14 protein-coding genes are annotated in these 19,828 nt (G+C 66.6%); 1 reads left to right on the forward strand and 13 read right to left on the reverse strand.

Annotated features, from left to right (window positions below; genetic code table 11):
- The first annotated feature begins 103 nt into the window (after positions 1-103).
- Complete coding sequence (locus CH251_RS22870; protein WP_094615195.1) at positions 104-763, forward strand: B-4DMT family transporter; 660 nt, start codon at positions 104-106, stop codon at positions 761-763.
- A gap of 88 nt (positions 764-851) precedes the next feature.
- Here the strand turns inward: CH251_RS22870 and aroB are convergent, their stop codons facing one another.
- The 13 genes from aroB to CH251_RS22935 form a co-directional block, all read right to left on the reverse strand.
- On the reverse strand, positions 852-1,964 hold the full coding sequence (gene aroB / locus CH251_RS22875) for a 3-dehydroquinate synthase (protein ID WP_032397983.1): 1,113 nt from the start codon (positions 1,962-1,964) through the stop codon (positions 852-854).
- 14 nt (positions 1,965-1,978) lie between these two features.
- Complete coding sequence (locus CH251_RS22880) at positions 1,979-2,530, reverse strand: shikimate kinase (RefSeq protein WP_094615196.1); 552 nt, start codon at positions 2,528-2,530, stop codon at positions 1,979-1,981.
- A complete protein-coding gene (gene aroC, locus CH251_RS22885; protein WP_032397981.1) occupies positions 2,527-3,714 on the reverse strand; it encodes a chorismate synthase in 1,188 nt (395 codons plus the stop codon). The genes CH251_RS22880 and aroC overlap by 4 nt, the downstream gene beginning before the upstream one ends.
- Positions 3,715-3,726: 12 nt before the next feature.
- Entirely contained in the window at positions 3,727-4,299 is a 573-nt protein-coding gene (locus CH251_RS22890) for an A24 family peptidase (RefSeq protein ID WP_256979249.1), read from the reverse strand.
- Positions 4,300-4,402: 103 nt separating this feature from the next.
- Positions 4,403-5,242: a shikimate dehydrogenase gene (locus CH251_RS22895; RefSeq protein WP_373454979.1), complete on the reverse strand. Its 840-nt coding sequence runs from the start codon at positions 5,240-5,242 to the stop codon at positions 4,403-4,405.
- Positions 5,217-6,623: an endolytic transglycosylase MltG gene (gene mltG / locus CH251_RS22900; RefSeq protein ID WP_094615198.1), complete on the reverse strand. Its 1,407-nt coding sequence runs from the start codon at positions 6,621-6,623 to the stop codon at positions 5,217-5,219. The genes CH251_RS22895 and mltG overlap by 26 nt, the downstream gene beginning before the upstream one ends.
- Positions 6,620-7,150: a Holliday junction resolvase RuvX gene (ruvX, locus tag CH251_RS22905; protein ID WP_094615199.1), complete on the reverse strand. Its 531-nt coding sequence runs from the start codon at positions 7,148-7,150 to the stop codon at positions 6,620-6,622. Before ruvX ends, mltG begins: the two co-directional genes overlap by 4 nt.
- A gap of 5 nt (positions 7,151-7,155) precedes the next feature.
- On the reverse strand, positions 7,156-9,825 hold the full coding sequence (alaS, locus tag CH251_RS22910; RefSeq protein WP_094615200.1) for an alanine--tRNA ligase: 2,670 nt from the start codon (positions 9,823-9,825) through the stop codon (positions 7,156-7,158).
- A 43-nt stretch (positions 9,826-9,868) separates the two neighbouring features.
- Entirely contained in the window at positions 9,869-11,251 is a 1,383-nt protein-coding gene (locus CH251_RS22915; protein WP_094615336.1) for a replication-associated recombination protein A, read from the reverse strand.
- A 74-nt stretch (positions 11,252-11,325) separates the two neighbouring features.
- Positions 11,326-12,495, reverse strand: a complete 1,170-nt coding sequence (locus CH251_RS22920; RefSeq protein WP_094615201.1) for a kinase — start codon at positions 12,493-12,495, stop codon at positions 11,326-11,328.
- Between the two features lie 155 nt (positions 12,496-12,650).
- Positions 12,651-13,550 carry a transglutaminase family protein gene (locus tag CH251_RS22925; RefSeq protein ID WP_094615202.1) on the reverse strand — a complete coding sequence of 300 codons (900 nt, stop codon included), beginning with the start codon at positions 13,548-13,550 and terminating at the stop codon, positions 12,651-12,653.
- On the reverse strand, positions 13,550-16,273 hold the full coding sequence (locus tag CH251_RS22930) for a circularly permuted type 2 ATP-grasp protein (protein WP_094615203.1): 2,724 nt from the start codon (positions 16,271-16,273) through the stop codon (positions 13,550-13,552). The genes CH251_RS22925 and CH251_RS22930 overlap by 1 nt, the downstream gene beginning before the upstream one ends.
- Positions 16,274-16,401: 128 nt before the next feature.
- A complete protein-coding gene (locus CH251_RS22935; protein WP_094615337.1) occupies positions 16,402-19,791 on the reverse strand; it encodes a DUF2126 domain-containing protein in 3,390 nt (1,129 codons plus the stop codon).
- Positions 19,792-19,828: the final 37 nt, after the last annotated feature.

Below are 19,828 nucleotides of genomic sequence, written 5' to 3' on the forward strand. Positions count from 1 at the left end.
TTCGACATTACCGGTCGTTGCACGGGCTCCATTCGACTCGACCAGGTCATGGAAGTTGTGGGCCGCGACACACGAAGTTCGACGTGCGGATATGCTGTGCCGCATGACTGGGTGGGCAGTGCGTGGCATAAGTATGGGATTGGTCAACGTCGTCGTTCGACTGCTGCTGGGGGCAGCAGTGTCGATGTGGCCGCTGAGCGGATCGGCACTGCGCTGGGTGGCATACGCCCTCGTGCTGCTCGTCATCATCGTGTGGGCAGGCATCGACGGAATTCGCGACCGACGCAAGCATCCCGACCCCGACGACGGCGAGGACCTCACCATGGTCTGGCTCAAGGCCGCCGTGGTCGGTGGGCTCCTCGGAGGTCTCCTGAGCTGGATCGTCGACTTCTTCGTCGACTTCAGCCTGGGTCAGAACGGTCTGGTCTTCGAGTTGACGTCCGGAGCCGCGTTCACCATTCTCACCATCTTCATCGCCGCCAGCGTCGCGGTGTTCGCGGGTCGACAGATCGTCAACCGCGAGGCGAAGAAGAAGTTGGCCACCTCGGACGCCGAACGCGCGCACGACCGCCAATTGGTCAACGCCGGCCAGGAGAATCAGTCGAGGCAGGCTGAGACGACGCAGTCCGAACCTGCTCGGTCCGAACCTCAGTGGGCTTCCGAGCACGGCGAAGCCGACACCGAAGTGTTCTCCGCAGTGGACGCCGACGGAAAGCCGCGGCTGGACAAGCGCGGTCGCCACGGCAGCGCCGACGGTTCCTGACTTCCCCACATCGACCTACGGGCGGTGGTCGACGCTTTCGCGTCGATCACCGCCCGTTGTCGTCGGACCCGAGTCGCCTCTGACGAGGTCAGAGCAGAATGGCCGACCCACCTGCGGCCGGGGCCTCGCGACCGACCGCCGAGAATGCGGCGACGAGCAGTGCCGGGTCCGGACCCTCGAGCCGTCCGGGTTTGGCCAGACCGTCCAGAACCACGAACCGCAGCAGTCCGGCCCGGTTCTTCTTGTCGGTCTGCATGCCCTTGAGCAGGTCGGAGAACGCGTGCTCGTCGTACGTGACCGGCAAGCCGACCGATTCGAGAATCGAACGGTGGCGGTCGGCAGTTGCGTCGTCCAGGCGTCCGGCCAGGCGTCCCAGCTCGGCCGCGAACACCAGACCGACCGACACCGCGGCACCGTGACGCCAGCGGTACTGCTCTCGTCGCTCGATCGCGTGGGCGAGTGTGTGCCCGTAGTTCAGGATTTCGCGCAGATTCGACTCGCGCAGGTCGGCCGCCACCACCTTCGCCTTGACCTCGACCGAGCGCCTGATCAACTCCGGCAGAACGTCGCCTGTCGGATCCAGCGCCGCGGCAGGATCGGCCTCGATGATGTCCAGAATCTTCGGGTCCGCGATGAACCCGGTCTTGATCACCTCGGCCAGGCCCGAGACGATCTCGTTCTTGGGGACGGTCTCGAGCGTCGCCAGATCGATCAACACGGCGGCCGGTTCGTGGAACGAGCCGACGAGGTTCTTGCCCGCGTCGGTGTTGATGCCGGTCTTGCCGCCCACGGCCGCGTCGACCATGGCCAGCAGCGTGGTCGGGACGTGGACGATACGAACTCCGCGCATCCAGGTCGCTGCCACGAATCCGGCCAGGTCCGTTGCCGCGCCGCCACCGAGACTGACGATGGCGTCGCTGCGGGTGAGGCCGATTCGGCCGAGGACTTCCCAGCAGAACCCCGCCACAGCGAGGTCCTTGCCGTCCTCGGCATCCGGGATCTCGATGCGGTGAGCGTCGATACCCTTGTCCGCCAACGCAGCTCGCACTGCCTCCGCGGTCTCTGCCAGCGGAGGCTGATGGAAGATCGCCACGGTGGCCGTTCCGGCGAGCTCGTCGACGAGGTCCGTCAACAGACCTCGGCCGATGATCACCGGGTACGGGTTGGCAGTCTCGACCTGGACGCGCACTGGCTCTGTCATCGAATCACCTTCATCTACTGGGGGTTTTTCTCGTTCGCATCGCGCACGGGAACAGGGGCGATGGCGGTCAGTTTCGCCACCAACTGGCCTACGACCCGCGCGGGGCTGCGACTGTCGGTGCGCACTCGCACCGTGGCGACCGAACGGTAGAGAGGTCGCCGATGACGCATCAGTTCCTGGTACTTCGCGCGCGGGTCGGGACCGGCGAGCAGCGGCCGAACCGTGTTCGCACCGGTCCGCCGAAGCCCTTCTGCCACACTGATTTCCAGGTACACCACGGTGTGCCCGGACAGCAGGGCGCGGGTCGCCGGCGACAAGACGGCACCACCACCGAGAGAGACGATTCCGTCGTGCGAGGCCAGAGCACCCGCGACTATCCGCTCCTCGATCTGCCGAAAAGCCGGTTCGCCGTCGTGCGAGAAGATATCGGCGATCGTACGACCGGTGTCTCGCTCGATGGCCACGTCGGTGTCGAACAGGTCCAGGTCGAGAGCCTGTGCCAGCCGTCGACCGATCGTCGACTTCCCTGCTCCCGGCGGTCCGACGAGGACCGCGTACGGGGTCATCGTGGAGGTCGGGCGGCGGTGCCCTTCACGTAGTGGTCGACGTTGCTCGTCGTCTCCGCCAGCGAGTCCCCACCGAACTTCTCCAACGCTGCCTGCGCGACCACAAGGGCGACCATGGTCTCGGCCACGACACCGGCGGCCGGAACAGCGCAGACGTCCGAGCGCTGATGAATGGCCACTGCCTCGTCGCCGGTCGTCATGTCGACCGTTGCCAGTGCGCGCGGAACCGTCGAGATGGGCTTCATCGCCGCCCGCACTCGCAGTGCCTCACCGTTGGTCATACCGCCCTCGATGCCGCCTGCGCGGTTGGTCGAGCGCAACACACCGTCCGGGCCCGGCTTGATCTCGTCGTGGGCGACGCTCCCGCGTCGGCGCGCGGTCTCGAAGCCGTCCCCGATCTCGACCCCCTTGATGGCCTGGATACCCATCAGTGCGGCGGCGAGTCTGGCGTCGAGCTTGCGTTCTCCGGAGACGAACGATCCGAGGCCGACGGGCAGGCCGTGCACGACGACCTCGACGACACCGCCGAGGGTGTCGCCGTCCTTCTTCGCGGCTTCGATCTCGGCGATCATCGATTCCTCGGCGGCCTTGTCGAAGGCGCGAACCGGCGAGGCGTCGATCGCGTCGAGGTCGGCACCTGCGGGCGGCGGTCCGACGTAGGGGTCGGATGCTCCGATGGAGATCACATGGGACACGACATCCACGCCGAACGCCTGCTTCAGGAACAGCCGGGCGACGGTGCCGATGGCGACCCGTGCGGCGGTCTCACGGGCGCTGGCGCGTTCGAGCACCGGACGGGCGTCGTCGAATCCGTACTTGAGCATTCCGGAGAAGTCGGCGTGGCCGGGCCGCGGCCGTGTCAACGGAGAGTTGCGCGCGAGATCCGCGAGCACTGCGTCGTCGACGGGGTCGGCCGACATCACCTGCTCCCATTTGGGCCACTCGGTGTTGCCGACCTCGATCGCGACAGGCCCGCCCATGGTGCGTCCGTGTCGGACACCGCCGGTGAGCGTCACTTTGTCGGCCTCGAACTTCATGCGGGCACCACGGCCGTAGCCGAGGCGACGGCGAGCGAGTTGAGAGGCAATGTCGTCCGAGGTCACCTCTACTCCCGCGACCATTCCTTCGAGGATGGCGACGAGAGCGGGTCCGTGGGATTCTCCGGCAGTTATCCAGCGCAGCACTCGAACATCTTTTCACGCCAGGGACGCCGCGGATGCCAGCAGGGTGGCCGCGCACATGGACGGGCCGTGCGCGATGCGGGCTCGCCGGTGCCCGAACGCCGCGGCGACCGACCCCACCACGGCAGTTGCCACCGGTGCCGCCACTGCGGCGATCGCCCATCCTTCTCCGCCGCCCACGCATGCGATCGAGCCGACCGACCAGGCGAGTTTGACGTCCCCCGCTCCGAACGCCGCCGGCGCGAGAAGATGAACGACGAGGTAGATCGCGAACAGCAGAGCGCCGCCGAGCACTGCGCTCGCCGAGCCGGTGAGCACGAGCGCGATCGTCACCACGATCGCTCCGGGGACGGTCAAGACGTTCGGCAACCGGCGTCGCTGCAGGTCGACGGCGCTCAGTGCGGCGAACCACCACGTCGTCGCGCACCACGCGAACGCGTACTCGGAAGCGCCGAACCGCCACCAGACCCATCCGGTCCCGATCGCAGACAGCAGCGGCAGAAGCCGAGGATTCCATCGGACCAGGCAGCGGCGCATCGTCATCCCCGCGGCGGCGCCGACGACGACCGCGACACACAGACCCATCATGATCGAAGGGTTGCATCGCGGTAGCGGCCTGCTGTGACGAAAGCCCAGGTGGCAGATTGCCCTGTGGACAACCAAGAGCCTGTGGACTACCGACGGTCCGAACTCACCGCACGGTGGTCAGCGCGTCTCGCATGATCGCTCGTGGTGCCGGCCTGCCGGTGAACTGTTCGACCTGCCCGTACGCCTGGTTGAGCAGCATCGACAATCCGCTGATGACGGTTCCACCGGCCGCCTCCACGGCAGTTGCCAGGGGCGTCGGCCAGGGATCGTAGATCGCGTCGAGTACCAGCGGTGCATGGGCGAGATCCGACGCGATGTCGGCCGCTCCGGCCGCCGGAACGGTGCTGACCAGTACCGCCGAGGCCGCTGCGACAGCGGCGAGACGAGGGTCTGTCATGTTCACGAATTCCGCGCGCATTCCCGCGGCGACGGCGCAGTCCAGTGTGTCCCGGGCGCGGTCGGCCGACCGCGCGACCACGGTGACCGCAGTCGCTCCGAGCCCGGCCAGCGCCACGATCGCAGGCCTCGACGTTCCCCCGGCGCCGACCACCGTCACGGTGCTACCGGACAGGTCTTCGACTCCGGCGTCGCGCAGTGCACCCACGATTCCGTCGACGTCCGTGCAGTCGGCGCGCCAGCCCGACGCGGTGCGAACCAGGGTGTTCGCCGAGCCGGCCAGGACTGCCCGCGCGGTGCGCTCGCTCGCGTACGCCAGAGCGGCGACCTTGCCCGGCATGGTGACCGACACGCCGACCCATTCGGGCCCGAAACCGTCGAGCAGGCCCGGCAACTGCTCGCCGGTGCAGTCGATGCGCTCGTAGGTCCAGTCGGTGAGGCCGAGCGCGCGGTACGCAGCGCAGTGCAGCACGGGCGACTTCGAGTGTTCGACAGGGCTTCCCAGCACAGCGGCGCGCACGTCAGCGGCCGCTGTCGAGGAAGCCACCCTCGACCTTGGTGATGTTGGCCAGGTGTTCCTCGTAGCTGCGGGTGAACAGGGTTTCGCCCGCCTGGTTGATGGTCACGAAGTACAGCCAATCACCGTCGGCAGGCATCTCGACCGCCTGCACTGCCCCGATACTCGGCGAGGAGATCGGGGTTGCCGGCAGCCCCTCGCTGGCATAGGTGTTCCACGGGGTGACACGGGCGCGGTCGGCGTCGGTGGTGGCGACCTCGGTCGTGTCGAGCGAGTAGTTGACCGTCGAGTCGAACTCGAGTTTCTGCGGTACAGCGAGGCGATTGAGAATCACTCGCGCCACCTTGCTGAAGTCCTGGGGCAGGGACTCACGCTCGACGAGCGATGCCGCGACGAGGGTGTCGTACGGGGTCAGCCCGGAGTTGGTGCCCGCGGTGAGGATTCCGGTGTCCTCGTAGCGGGTGGCACTCTCGGACACCAATTGCTTCAGAATGTCGGTCGGGGCCGCGCTGGGATCGAAGTCCCAGGTTCCCGCGGCGATCAGGCCTTCGAGCTGCCGATCGCGGTCTGGGACTCCTTCGACGCGATCGGTGGCCCAGTCGGGCACGCCCAAGGCAGCCGGGTCGTCCACGGCTCCGGCCACGTTGAGGTCGTCGTAGCTCACGCAGGTGGGGGTTCCACTGCCGGTTCGGTCCACGCAGCTGGCCTCGGAAATCAGGGTGTAGATGCCCTTCTTGACGGCACCGGTGTTCACGTCGCGCGCGTCGTGCAGCTGGCGGCCCTCCGAGATCACCATGTTGCCCACTCGGGAGGCGGGGTCGACGAGTTCGGTCACGGCCTGCGAGGCAGGCACGTTGCTGGCGAGCAGGTAGAAGCCGGGCTGAACCGAGGTGATGGCGTTGTTGAGGATCGCTGCTTCGAGGAACGCACCGGAGCTGGCCACGACACCCTTGTCCGCTGCCTGGGTACCGATCTGCTGTGCGGTGTCGTTGGGATGAACCTGAATCACCACGCCGTCCCCCGGGGAGCCTGCGGCAAAGTCCGCGTTCGGTGTCGTGCGATTGCCGAACTTGTTCACCGCGAAATACCCTCCGCCCGCCACCGCCACGAGCAGTACGAGCCCGAGCACCGCAGCCACCAGCCGACCGCGACGCTTGCGGCTGGACGCAGCTCGGTCCTTGCGGCTCGCAGCACGGCTACGGCCGACTTCCTGGGGCACCGCCCCTGGCCCGGCCTCGGCTTCCCGATCCGTGTTGCGAGAGGCCCGGGGGTGCGGCTCCCGACGCTGCGGATGGCCCTGCATGCGTCGGTCGAACTCGCTGCCCTCGTCCACGGAATAGCCGATCGGGTCGGTGTGCGCCTCGTCCGCGCGCGCATCTCGCCGGTCTCGATCTGGCCCTTGGTTGTTCACTCGTCGACCTCCGTCGATCCTGAATTGTTCGCTGCACGATCCGATACGGCACGGCGCTCGTCGAGCCAGCCCTGCAGTATCGCCACCGCCGCAGCCTGATCGATCACCGATCGTTGGTTCTTGGCTCGCACTCCACTATCCCGTAACGCGCGCGATGCGCTCACGGTGGTCAGTCGCTCGTCGGCCATTCGAATCGGAACATCACCCAACCGCCGGTACAGGGAGCGGCCGAATCTCTCGGCTGCCTCGACGGCGCTGCCGCGCTCTCCGCGCAGCGTCCGAGGAAGCCCGATCACGATCTCCACGGCCTCGTACTCGGCGACGATCTCCGCCACTCGCACCACGTCCGGCGCGTCGGGCCCCTTGACCTTCGAGCGCGGCACGGTCTCGACCGGCGTGGCCAGCACACCGTCCGGATCGCTCGACGCGATACCGATGCGGACGCTACCGACGTCGATGCCGATACGACGGCCGCGTCCGGGATCGTCGACGCCGGGCCGATCGGGCCCACGCCCCTGAGCTACCACGATCGTCAGTGAGACGTGAGTTCGGTCAGCCGGGCCCGGGCGGCGTCGATCCCGGCTGCAATTCCGGCGACGTCCGATCCCGACCCCTGAGCCAGCTCGGGCTTGCCGCCGCCTCGGCCACCGATGCTCGGACCGAAGGCCGCCACCAGGTCCCCTGCCGCGATGCCTGCATCCTGAGCTGCCTTGTTGGTCGAGACCACGAACGGGACCTTGCCGCTCACGGTGCCGAACAGCACCACCACGGCCGGGTCGGTGCCCAGCCGTCCGCGAATGTCGGTCACCAGAGTGCGCAGGTCGTTTCCGCCGACTCCGTCCGGTGCCTGAGCGACCACCGCTCGCACGTCACCGAATCGCTCGGCCTTGCCGACGAACTCACCTGCCGAGGCCAGCACGGCAGCGGCCTTGACGGCGTCGAGTTCCTTCTCTGCCACGCGCAGGCGCTCGACCAGGGTCTCGATGCGAGCCGGGACCTCCTCGGACGGCACCTTCAGCGAGGACGCGATGCCGGCCAGCAGCGCGCGTTCCTTCGCGAGATAGCGGTAGGAATCGAGGCCGACGAAGGCTTCGACTCGGCGCACTCCCGAGCCGACGGACGATTCACCGAGAATGGTGACCGGTCCGATCTGCGACGAGTGCTGTACGTGCGTACCACCGCACAGTTCCATCGAGAACGGTCCGCCGATCTCGACGACTCGCACTTCGTCGCCGTAGTTCTCGCCGAACAGGGCCATCGCGCCCATCTTCTTGGCACTGTCGAGGTCGGTGACCAGAGTGTTGACCGCGAAGTCCGAGCCCACCGCGTCGTTGGCGACGTTCTCGATGTCGTCGCGCTGCGCCTCCGAGAGCGCGCCCTGCCACGAGAAGTCGAACCGGAGGTAGCCGGGCTTGTTCAGCGAACCCGCCTGCGTCGCGTTCGGCCCGAGCACCTGACGCAATGCCGCGTGCACCATGTGGGTACCCGAGTGGCCCTGCGTCGCACCCTTGCGCCAGGCGTGATCGACGTCGACGTGGACGGTGTCACCCTCGGTGATCTGACCCGATTCGACCACCGACTTGTGCGTCCAGAGCTTCTTGGCGATCTTCTGCACGTCGTTGACCTTGACACCGAGGCCAGGGGCGGTGATCGTGCCGATGTCGGCGATCTGACCACCGGACTCGGCGTAGAGCGGACTGCGGTCGAGAATGATCTCGACGCTGTCTCCCGCAACCGCGGTCGGAACCCGGACGCCGTTGGAGATCAGGGCCAACACCGTTGCGTCGGAACCGAGTTCGTCGAATCCAGTGAACTCGGTCGGCGAACCGTCGACGAAATCCTTGTAGACCGTAAGGTCGGCGTGTGCGTGCTTACGAGCGCGGGCGTCGTCCTTGGCCCGGTTGCGCTGCTCGGCCATCAGCGACCGGAATCCGTCCTCGTCGACCGACAGCCCCGCCTCGGCGGCCATCTCGAGCGTCAGATCGATCGGGAACCCGTAGGTGTCGTGCAGCGCGAACGCTTCTGCGCCGCCGATCTTCTTCGCACCCGACGCCTTGACTGCCTCGGCGGCACCCTCGAACAGCCGCGAACCCGAGGTGAGGGTCTTGAGAAACGCCGTCTCCTCCCCCACCGCGACGGTGAGGATTCGATCGAAGTCGGTGACGAGGTTCGGGTAGGACTCGGCCATCGTGTCGCGCACGACGGTGATGAACTGCGCCATCGTCTCGTCGGGTGCTCCGAGCAGACGTGCCGATCGCACGATGCGGCGCAGCAACCGGCGCAGCACGTAGCCCCGGCCGTCGTTGCCGGGGTTGACGCCGTCGGAGATGAGCAGCGCGGCGGTGCGCGCGTGATCGGCGATGACACGGAAGCGGACGTCGTCCTCGTGATTCGCACCGTAGGCGCGTCCCGAGAGCTCCTCGGCCTTGGCGATGACCGGTCGGACGAGGTCGGTCTCGTAGACGTTGTCCACGCCCTGCAGCAGGAATGCGACGCGCTCGACGCCCATGCCGGTGTCGATGTTCTGCTTCGGCAGCGGACCGAGGATCTCGAAGTCGTCCTTGCTGATCCCCTTGCCGCGCTCGTTCTGCATGAACACGAGGTTCCAGATCTCGATGTACCGATCCTCGTCGGCCTCCGGGCCGCCCTCGGCACCGAACTCGGGTCCCCGGTCGTAGTAGATCTCCGAGCACGGTCCACAGGGTCCGGGAATGCCCATGGACCAGTAGTTGTCGGCCATTCCGCGCCGTTGAATGCGCTCGTCGGGCAGGCCGGCGATCTCCTTCCAGAGTTCGATGGCCTCGTCGTCGTCGAGATAGGCCGTGGCCCAGATCCGCTCGGGGTCGAACCCGTACCCACCGTCCTCGACACTGTCGGTCAACAACGACCAGGCGTGCCGAATGGCGTCGCGCTTGAAGTAGTCGCCGAACGAGAAGTTGCCTGCCATCTGGAAGAACGTGTTGTGGCGGGTGGTGATACCGACGTTCTCGATGTCGAGTGTGCGCACGCACTTCTGGACACTCGTCGCCGTCTTGTACGGCGGTGTCTGCTGACCGAGGAAGAACGGCACGAAGGGGACCATGCCCGCATTGACGAACAGCAGGTTCGGGTCGTCGAGGATCAACGATGCACTGGGTACTTCGGTGTGTCCCGCCTTCACGAAATGGTCGAGGAAACGCCTGCGGATCTCATGGGTCTGCACTGATACAGGTTAGCGTCGTCGGACCCCGTGCCGACTCGAGGGCCTATCGGCCTCGGATGATGCGCCGCAGTTTCCCCACCCTGGTCGCGATTTCTCGCTCGGCTCCGTGTTCGGTTGGCTCGTAGTAGTTCACGCCCACCAGCTCGTCCGGCGGATACTGCTGTCCCAGCACGCCGCCGGGACTGCTGTGCGGGTACCGATACCCGACGGCGTTTCCCAGTCCCTGCGCTCCCTTGTAATGGCCGTCGCGCAGATGCGGCGGCACCGATCCCGACTTACCTGCCGCGACGTCGGCCATCGCCGCACCGAGTGCGCCGATCACCGCCCCGGACTTGGGCGCGGTCGCCAGGTGGATCGTGGCCTGCGCGAGCGCCAACCGCGCCTCGGGCATCCCGATCATCTGCACCGCGCTGGCCGCGGCCGTTGCGGTCTGCAACGCGGTGGGATCGGCCATCCCGATGTCCTCGCTGGCGTGCACCACCAGACGCCGCGCGATGAACCGCGCGTCCTCGCCTGCCGTGATCATCCGCGCCAGATAGTGCAGGGCGGCGTCGACGTCGGACCCTCTGATCGACTTGATGAACGCACTGATGACGTCGTAGTGCTGGTCTCCGTCACGGTCGTACCGCACGGCCGCCTTGTCGACACTGGCCTCGACCGTCGCGAGGTCCAGCGTTCCGTCGGTCGCGGCGCCCGCTGCCGCCTCGAGGGCCGTCAACGCTCGGCGGGCGTCACCGGCCGCAAGACGCACCAGGTGCTCCATCGCGTCCTCGGCGATGGTCACCGCACCGTCCAGGCCACGCGGATCGTTGGCGGCACGAGTGAGCAACAACTCGATGTCCTCGGATCCCAGCGGCTGCAACTGCAGAACCAGCGATCGGGACAGCAGCGGAGAGACCACCGAGAACGACGGATTTTCGGTGGTCGCAGCCACCAACAACACGATCCGATTCTCGACAGCGGCGAGCAGTGCATCCTGCTGTGTCTTGGAGAACCGGTGCACCTCGTCGATGAACAGCACCGTCTGCTCGCCCGAGAGCAGTCGACGTCGTGCCAGTTCGATGACGTTGCGCACTTCCTTGACACCGGCCGACAGGGCCGACAGCGCCTCGAACTTGCGTCCGGTCGCCCCCGAGATCAGCGACGCCAGCGTCGTCTTGCCGGTTCCCGGTGGACCGTAGAGCATCACCGAGGACGCTCCGGAGCCCTCGACGAGCCGGCGCAGCGGTGCGCCGGGAGCCAAGAGATGGGACTGCCCAACCACCTCGTCGAGGGTCGTCGGACGCATTCGCACCGCCAGCGGTGCATCGGGCCTGATGAAGGTGGACGTCGGACGGGACTCGGCGATCGTCGCCTCCGGCGGTGCCGGGGTATCGAAGAGACCATCGCCGGGGTCGTCGCTGCTCGAAGCATCACTGCCCGACATGTCACTTCCGAAGCCGCCACTCACCGGTCGAACGCTACCGATCGAACCGCCGCGAGCGCGAACGACGTCCTGGCTCAGCGCTCCCACTTCGTCCGCAGAGCGGTGCCGACCGATGTCGCGTACTCGGCGATACCGGTCTCGCCGACGCGCGCAGCACTGTCGGCCAGCACCGCCCACCGCGAGATCAGTGCCTGCGACCGCGGCACCGACAGATGGTGAGCACGCGCGGCTGCGATGCGGGTGTGGTCGTCGGGCAGGAACCAGTAGGTGCTCAGCCATACCCAGATCAGACGCGCGTCCAGAATCTTGCTCGCCAGGGCGGTGTCGTCGGCCAACGCAGGCCAGATGCCCACCACTTCGGCGCGCCACGCGTCGATCATCGCCTGCTCGCGGTCGTGCGAGAGCTCGAAGCTGCACAGGCAACCGGGGAACGACGCCAACGCGTAGGTGATGTCGAGGGTGGCGTCACGGAATCCGCCCCACTCGTAATCGAGGAACCGCACGCCTTCGTCGTTGACGATGATGTTGTCGGGGCACAGGTCGGACGGGCTGAAGGCCCGAAAAGCTCCGTGCGCGAACAGCCGTCCACTGCGCGAGACGCGATCGAGAATCGCATCCGGGGTCGTTCCGACGCCCAGAAGATCGGTCAGCAGGCCGGGGACCTCGGCGAGCGCGTCGGGTATCTGGGCGGAGATCCCGTCGGTGGAGTCGGGCTGCCCCACCCGGCGCAACAGAGCAGCGAAGTCGTCCTCGCGGCCGACGGTGGCGGCGTGCATGCGGCCGAGTGCCTGCGCCATCGCCATCAAGGAATTGGTCACCGCGGCTTCGTCCGAATTACGCAACAGCGTGGTGATGGGACTGGCGTCGCCGAGATCGCTGAGCACCAGCAGCCGCGCATCGAGATCGTAGGCGTGCAGTTCGGGTCCGGGTCTGCTGTCCGTGGCCAGAGCGTTGGCGAACTGGTACGACGCGGCCTCGCGCAGGAAGGCGCTCGAGCCGGAGATGTCGGCGAGCTCGGCATGTAGTTCGGATTCGGCGGGCAGATCGCGAACCTGCTTGATCACCAGGGTGCGGGGAAGCTGAAACGGGTTCTCGGAGACCCGGACTCGCAACACGATCGCTTGGCCGCTACCCCCCAGATTCACCGGGTCGATCAACGTCACCGGAGCTCCGGTGCGTTTGGTGAGGAGTCGCTGAGCTGCTGCTACTACCTCTGATACAGGGTCTGCCAGTGTTGCGGTCATCGATGTCCAAGCTACCCGTTCGGTGCGTTCTGCTGTGCTGTGTCGACGACTACGAATGAGACACGATTGTCCGTTTTGCGGCATTCGTCGTTCTACATCCCCAGATTCGACCAGATGGTCGGTTACCCCCGAGCCACCGAATTATGCCGGGTTCGCTACTGCGGTGCAACGTCCACCGAGACGGCGATGGTGCTTTCCTCCGCTTCGGTGTAGATCACCCCTCGCAGTGGAGGCACGTCGGCGTAGTCGCGTCCCCACGCCACGGTCGCGTACCGCTCGTCGACCAGCTGATCGTTGGTGGGATCGAAGGCGAGCCAGCGATCGTTCGGCATCCACACCGCGGCCCACGCGTGGGTCGCGTCGACACCGATCATCCGCTCCTTTCCGGGCGGAGGTTCGGTCGCGAGATAACCCGACACGTACCGCGCCGCGAGACCCTGGGATCGCAAGCACGCGATGGCAAGACGAGCGAAGTCCTGGCAGACCCCCGAACGAGCGGCGAGCACATCGACCACGGTGGTCGAGACCGTGGTCGAACCGGACAGATATCGGAAATCCGTGAAGATGCGGTGCGTCAGGTCGACGATGACGTCCGCTAGGGGACGCCCGGGCGAGAAACTGGGAGCTGCGTACGCACGGACCTCATCGGTGATCTCGGGAATCGGGAGGTCCAGGGCGAACTCCACCGCCGACGCGCGAGCCGGATCGGCAGGCACGTTCGCGTCGAACAACGCCATCCGTGCGGACTCCCAGGCTGCCGTCGCCGGCCACGACGTGATCTCGTCCACCGGGCGTGGATACACCTCCACCAGCGAATCCGCGGTCACCACCAGCTTCTCGTGGTCGTGCGTCACGTGGAAGTACACATCCTCGTTGCCGTAGACGTCCACGCCGAAGGACTGATCGGTCGGTGCAGGCTCCACCGTGACGGACTTCTCCACGCAGTGCTGCCCGTCCATGTCGCGCGGCGCCAGGAACCCACGCCCGTAGGACGAGGTCACGCGATCGGAGTACGTGTAGGTGGTGATGTGCTTGATTCGGTACCGACGACTCATCACCGCACCCCGTTCGCAGTTCGGATGTTCGAGCTGCCCCACAGCGGCTGCGTGCCGCCGGGCAACGACATGTGCGTGGCGAGGACGACGCGAGACAACTCCTCGAGCGAGTCGTGGATGCCGTCCACCAGCTCGAGCAACTCCACCCGTCGACCGTTCGCGTCGACCGATTCCAGATCGCCCGGGTCGACCCGTCGCAACCGCACCCGCATCTGCTCGACGAGCTGCTCGGGCCGCGACGTGCCCGAGGCATCGGGCAACGAACCCAGATCGTCCCGAAGCCGATCGAGTTGATAGACCAACGCTCGCGGGTTGCCCTCGTCGAACAACAACAGCTGCGCGACGGCCGCCGGACGCGCGCGCCCACTGTTGCGTCTGCGATAGATCACCGAGGACTCGGCGGCGGACAACACCGAATCGATGACCGCTTGTTCGGTGGACGGAGTGAGAGCGTGGCTCAGTGTCGCCGAGAGCAGCGCGGTCAACTGCAGACCACGCTCGATCCGCTTACCGGCGTCCATCAGGTACCAGCCTGCGTCTCGCACCATCGATTCCGATGCCAGGCCGGACAGCGCGAGCAGACCACGCAGCACACTCGACTGCGACGACGCCAGTTGCGCGCCGTTGTGAACCGGCGCCTCCGCCAGCTCCTCGAGCGCGGTGTCGATGCGGTTCAGAACCGCCCAGGTGTCGTTCGAGAGCTGGTCGCGCACCGCGCGCGCCGCTTGCTGCATCCGGTCGACCGATTGCGCCAGCGAACCCATGCGCCCCGTCGAGAGCATCAGCGAACGCATTTCCACGGTCGCGTCGCCGCGGTTCTTCTCGTCGAGGAATCCCGGCCAGGTACGCGAGACCTTCGTGACCGCTTCGAGAAGGATCGGCAGACTGTCGCTGCCTTCGAGCCACGGCATCGAGCGGTAGTCCTGGTTGCGTTCGCGCGCAGCGATCAGCAAGCGAGTCATGTCCTCGGCACGTTCGCTGTAGCGGCCGAACCAGAACAGGTCGCCGAGCACACGCGGAGAGCTGACGACGTCCACGTTGGACGCGGCGTACTGCGGCAACTCCTCCACCGTGGCGGGTGGGGTGTGCGGCGCGGAGTCGGCCGGGGTTACCCGCTCCACCGACTTGACCCACACGTCCTTCGACGCCACCGTGATGAGCGGATCGGTTACCGGTGCCGTGAGCACCACCTGCCCGAGGCCGCCGCGCATCGGTGTGTACCCACCCCGCTGCGCAACCGTGAACAATCGCATCCCCACCTGTGCGGGGGCCACCGACAACTGCGAACCCGATCCGCCGTCGATCGACGAACCGACCGGAGCCAACGAGAACTCGGGGACCTCCTGCCCGGTCCACTTCCACGGCTCGGCGACGATTCGATTCCACAGCTCCCTGGCTGCGACATCGGTGAGATCGTGCCCCACCACCGTGCGACGCGAGGTGGTCGACCGCAGCACCAGCGAGCGCATCCGGCTGCCGATGTGCGAGAGCTGATTCGGGTCACCGCCCCAGTAGGTCCGTACCGAACCGAGAATCAGATCCTCGTCCAGCAGGGCACGGCTCAACGCAGGCAGCAACGGAAGCAGAGCCGGGTTCTCGAGCACACCGCTACCGAGGGTGTTCACCACGCTCACGGCCCCGCGCCGCAGCACCTCGACCAGACCGACGACACCCAGGTGCGAATCCGGACGTAGATCGAGTGGGTCCGCGAACTCGGCGTCGACTCGGCGCAGCACCACATCCACCCGGCGCAACTTGCCGAGCGACCGCATCCACAGACAACCGTCACGGACCACGAGATCGGCATTCTCCACGAGAGGAAAACCGAGAACCGTTGCGAGATAAGCCTGATCGAATGCCGTCTCGGAGTGCGAACCAGGACTGAGCACCACCACGACCGGGTTCTCGGCCGACGCGGGTGCCGCATCGCGAAGCGCCAGCCGCACCGCGCGAGCGAACGTCGAGAGCGGCCTCGGATTGCTCGCCTGGAACAACTCGGGCATCGCACGCGACATCACCCGCCGATCGGCGAGCGCATACCCCACTCCCGACGGTGCCTGCGTACGGTCGGCGATGACTCGGAACTCGCCGTCGGAGCCTCGGGCGACATCGGCGGCATGCATGAACAGCTGATGCGGCCCCGGAATGGTGATCGCGTGCGCCGTCCGCAGATAACCCGGGTTGCCGAAGACCAACTCCGGCGGAATCAACCCCCGACGAACGGTTTCCTGGGCCCCGTAGATATCGGTGAGCACCGCATCGAGCAGCATCGACCGCTGCACCAAACCGGCTTCCAGACGATCCCACTCGTCGGCCGCGACGACCAACGGAACGCTGTCCAACCCCCACCGAACAGCACTGGGCAACGCCTCGCTGCCACCCGACGGAATCGGGTTGTACGTGATCCCGTGGTCGTCGACCAGACGGCTCACCCGCGACTGCAACGTCTGCATGGCACCGGAGCCGGCCTCACGCATCCCGTCGACCAACTCCGCCCAATGCGGACGGACGGCGTCGTCGGCGTCGAGCATCTCGTCGAACCGACCGACGCGACCGGTCACGGCCTCGCGCCGACCGCGATACGCGAGCCACGGCGACCCGGCTCCACCCGAGACACCGTCGTTCCTGCCGGCTCCACCAGAGACATCTTCGTTCCTGCCGGCTGCACTCGCGACATCGTCGTTCCTGCCGGCTCCACTCAGGGTGGTATCCACGGGCACCATCGAGCCGTTGTTCCTTCCGTCGGTCGATCACACTCCGCCGCCGGGCGGCTCCGCTTCCTGCGGAACCACCCGATACGCGTCGGACCGAGATCGCTACCGGTCGACTCGTTCTCCTGTGCAGTCGCGTCTCAGGACGTGATGACTCCGGTCCGGCGCAGGTCGAGCATGCCGGGCGCGGACACATCGATCGCTTGGCGAGCGTGCATCTCGAGCAATCTTGCTACGTCCACCTTCCCCGAGGTGAACCCGCCCTCCTCGAAGCGGCCGTTGCGGCGCGCTTCGGCTTCCACCGAGTTGACGGGAGGCCCCTCGTACGAACGCCCGCCCGGATGCACGACGTGGTACGAGCACCCACCGACCGCGCGTCCGGTCTGCATTTCCACCAGATCGAAACGCAGTGGACTCTGTACCTCGATCGTCGGGTGCAGAGCGCTCGGCGGTTGCCAGGCGCGGTAGCGCACACCGGCGACCTGAACGTCCTGACGCTCGGTGCGCAACATCGGCACCGGCACCCCGTTGCACGTCACCATGTATCGGCCCGCGTCGGCTCCGGCGACCTGAACCTGGATTCGCTCGACCGAGGAGTCCACGTAACGCGCGGTGCCCGAGGACGTCGATTCTTCGCCGAGGGTGTTCCATGGCTCGATTGCGCCGCGTAGTTCGATCTCGGCGTCACCGACCACAGTGGTACCGATTCGGGGGAACCTGAACTCGGTGAACGGATCGAGCCAACTGGTGTCGAAATCGATTCCGTGCTCACGGAGGTCCTCGACGACACGACCGATGTCGTTGATGACGAAGTGCGGCAACATGTACCGACCGTGCAGGTTGGCACCGTGCCGAATGAGAGGTGCTTTCAGCGGTGTGTCCCAGAACCGCGAGACCATCGATCGCACGAGCAGTGACTGCACCATCGCCATCTGATGGTGCGGCGGCATCTCGAACCCGCGCAGTTCGAGCAGTCCCAGTCGGCCGCGAGTGGAGTCGGGACTGTAGAGCTTGTCGATGCAGAACTCGGCGCGGTGCGTGTTGCCGGTGATGTCGGTGAGCAGGTGCCGCAGTGCTCGGTCGACGACCCAGGGCGATGCCGATCGGTCGGACCCGGTCAGTCGCTCGATCTCACTGAATGCGACCTCGAGTTCGTAGAGCGATTCCTCCCGGCCCTCGTCGGCGCGAGGTGCCTGCGACGTGGTGCCGATGAAGCGGCCAGAGAACAGGTACGACAGCGACGGGTGCCGCTGCCAGTGAGTGAGCAGCGACACCAACAGATCCGGTCGACGCAGAACGGGTGAATCGACCGGCGTCACGCCGCCGAGAGTGATGTGGTTGCCGCCGCCGGTTCCGCGGGTGGTGCCGTCGTTGTCGAATCCTTCGGTGCTCAACCGAGACTGGCGAGCCTCGAGGTAGAGACGCTCCATCAGGTCGTTCTGCTCGGCCCACGAGGAGGTCGGTTGCACGTTGACCTCGATCACACCGGGATCCGGTGTGACGGTGAGGGTTTGGATACGCGGATCCGACGGCGGACCGTAACCCTCGATCACGACGGGAGTGTCGATCGTCGACGCCGCCTGCTCGACGCGTGAGACGAGGTCGACGAAATCGTCCAACCGATCCATCGGCGGCATGAACACGTGCAGGACGCCGTCACGGACCTCGGCGACCAGTGCGGTGACGGCGGTGCCGCCCACCCCGGACGTCTCGTTGACCAACTGCGCGTACCGCGACTCGGCCGGGTTCACCGCACGCGGCGGTTGCTGCGTCAGCTGCGGTGTGGGCAGATCCGGCTTGGGCGCGGTGGGGTCGGCCGGATTCTCGACCGGTCCGCCGTCCCAGGAGATCGCCCGCAGCGGCAGCCGCAGACCCGCGGGAGAATCGCCTTCCAACAACACGATTCGGCCACGGCGCAGCTTCCAGTCCGAGCTCTCCCAGCCGGACCCGTCCTCGGTGCGCGAGATGGGCAACACGAACGCGGCAGGCTCGTCGGTGCTGGCATCGAGCCGCTCGAGCAGTTGTTTTCTGGCGGCCGCGGAATCGGCTCCCGGCTCGAGGTCCTCGTCGTCGGCGGGCGGGTCACCGTAGGGCTGGCGAACCAGATCCAACAGTTTCACCAACGGGTCCTCGTAGGCGGGACGCGCTTGTGAGGCAGGCAATCCCAGCGCCTTGACCATCTCGTCGATCAGTTCCTGCGACGCCGAGTTGTCGACCGGTTCCGGTCGCAGGTCCTCCGCCAACCAGGGATCTGCGATCAGGTCGGAGTCGTGCCACAGGGCTTGACCGTCGGTGCGCCAGAACAATCCGACCTGCCACCGCGGCAGCGGCTCGCCCGGGTACCACTTGCCCTGACTGCGCTGCACCAGACCGTCGGGTGCGTAGATGGTGCGAAGGCGCTCTGCGAGCACACTTGCCAGCTTGCGCTTGTGTGGGCCATCGGCCGTGGTGTTCCACTCGGGCGCTTCCTGATTCTCGATCGCGACGAACGTGGGCTCGCCGCCGACGGTCAGCCGAATGTCCTGATCGAGCATCCGCTTGTCGATCTTCTCGGCTGTTACCTTGATCGACTCCCACTGTTCGGCGGTGTAGGGCAACGTCGTTCGTGGGTCCTCGTGGACGCGGACGACGGTGTTCGAGAAGTCGAGTTCGGCCTTGCACTTGCTCGTCGCACCGGAGATGGCGGCGGCAGTCGACGGGTGTGGCGTCGCGGACAGCGGAATGTGACCCTCGCCGGCGAACAGGCCGGAGGTCGGATCCATCCCGACCCAGCCCGCACCGGGGAGATAGACCTCGGTCCACGCGTGGAGATCGGTGAAATCCTCCACCGGCCCCGACGGGCCGTCCAACGACTTGACGTCGGAGGACAACTGCACCAGGTAACCCGAGACGAAGCGCGCTGCCAGACCCATCTGACGCAGTACCGACACCAGCAACCACGCCGAGTCGCGGCACGACCCGACGGCGGACGTCAGGGTCAGGTCAGGGGTCTGCACTCCCGGTTCCATCCGCACGGAGTACCCGACGTCCCCCATGACGGCTTGGTTCGCCATCACGAGAAAATCGATGGTGCGCAACGACTCTCCGCGTTCGACGACGGCTGCCTGCAGCTTCTCCACCCAGGCCGAAACCACCGGGCCCGGTCCGGATCCGGCCTTGCCCTCGTCCACCGGGCGCAGGTACGGCTCTAGGTCGGGAAGGTCGTGCTCCTCATACGCGAAGCCGAAGTGCTCGGCCCATTCCTCTACGAAGAAGTCCAGGGGGTTGATCGACGCCATGTCCGCGACTAGTCCGACGGTGATCGACAGGTGGTCGGTTCGCTCGGGAAAGACCACCCGAGCGAGGAAGTTTCCGAACACGTCCTGCTGCCAGTTGACGAAATGCTCCGCCGGTTCGATCTTCAGCGAGTACGCCTCGATGGGGGTACGCGAGTGCGGTGCCGGTCGAAGCCTAATTTCGTGCGGAAAGATCTTGACGGTGCGGTCGAATTTGTAGCTGGTGCGGTGTTCGAGTGCAACCTTGATGCCCACGGCGAGCCCCTCGTGATAGTCCCGGTATGGGTAGAAC

Origin of the sequence: Rhodococcus sp. 06-462-5 (assembly GCF_002258315.1) — a bacterium.
Taxonomy (GTDB): Bacteria; Actinomycetota; Actinomycetes; order Mycobacteriales; family Mycobacteriaceae; genus Rhodococcoides.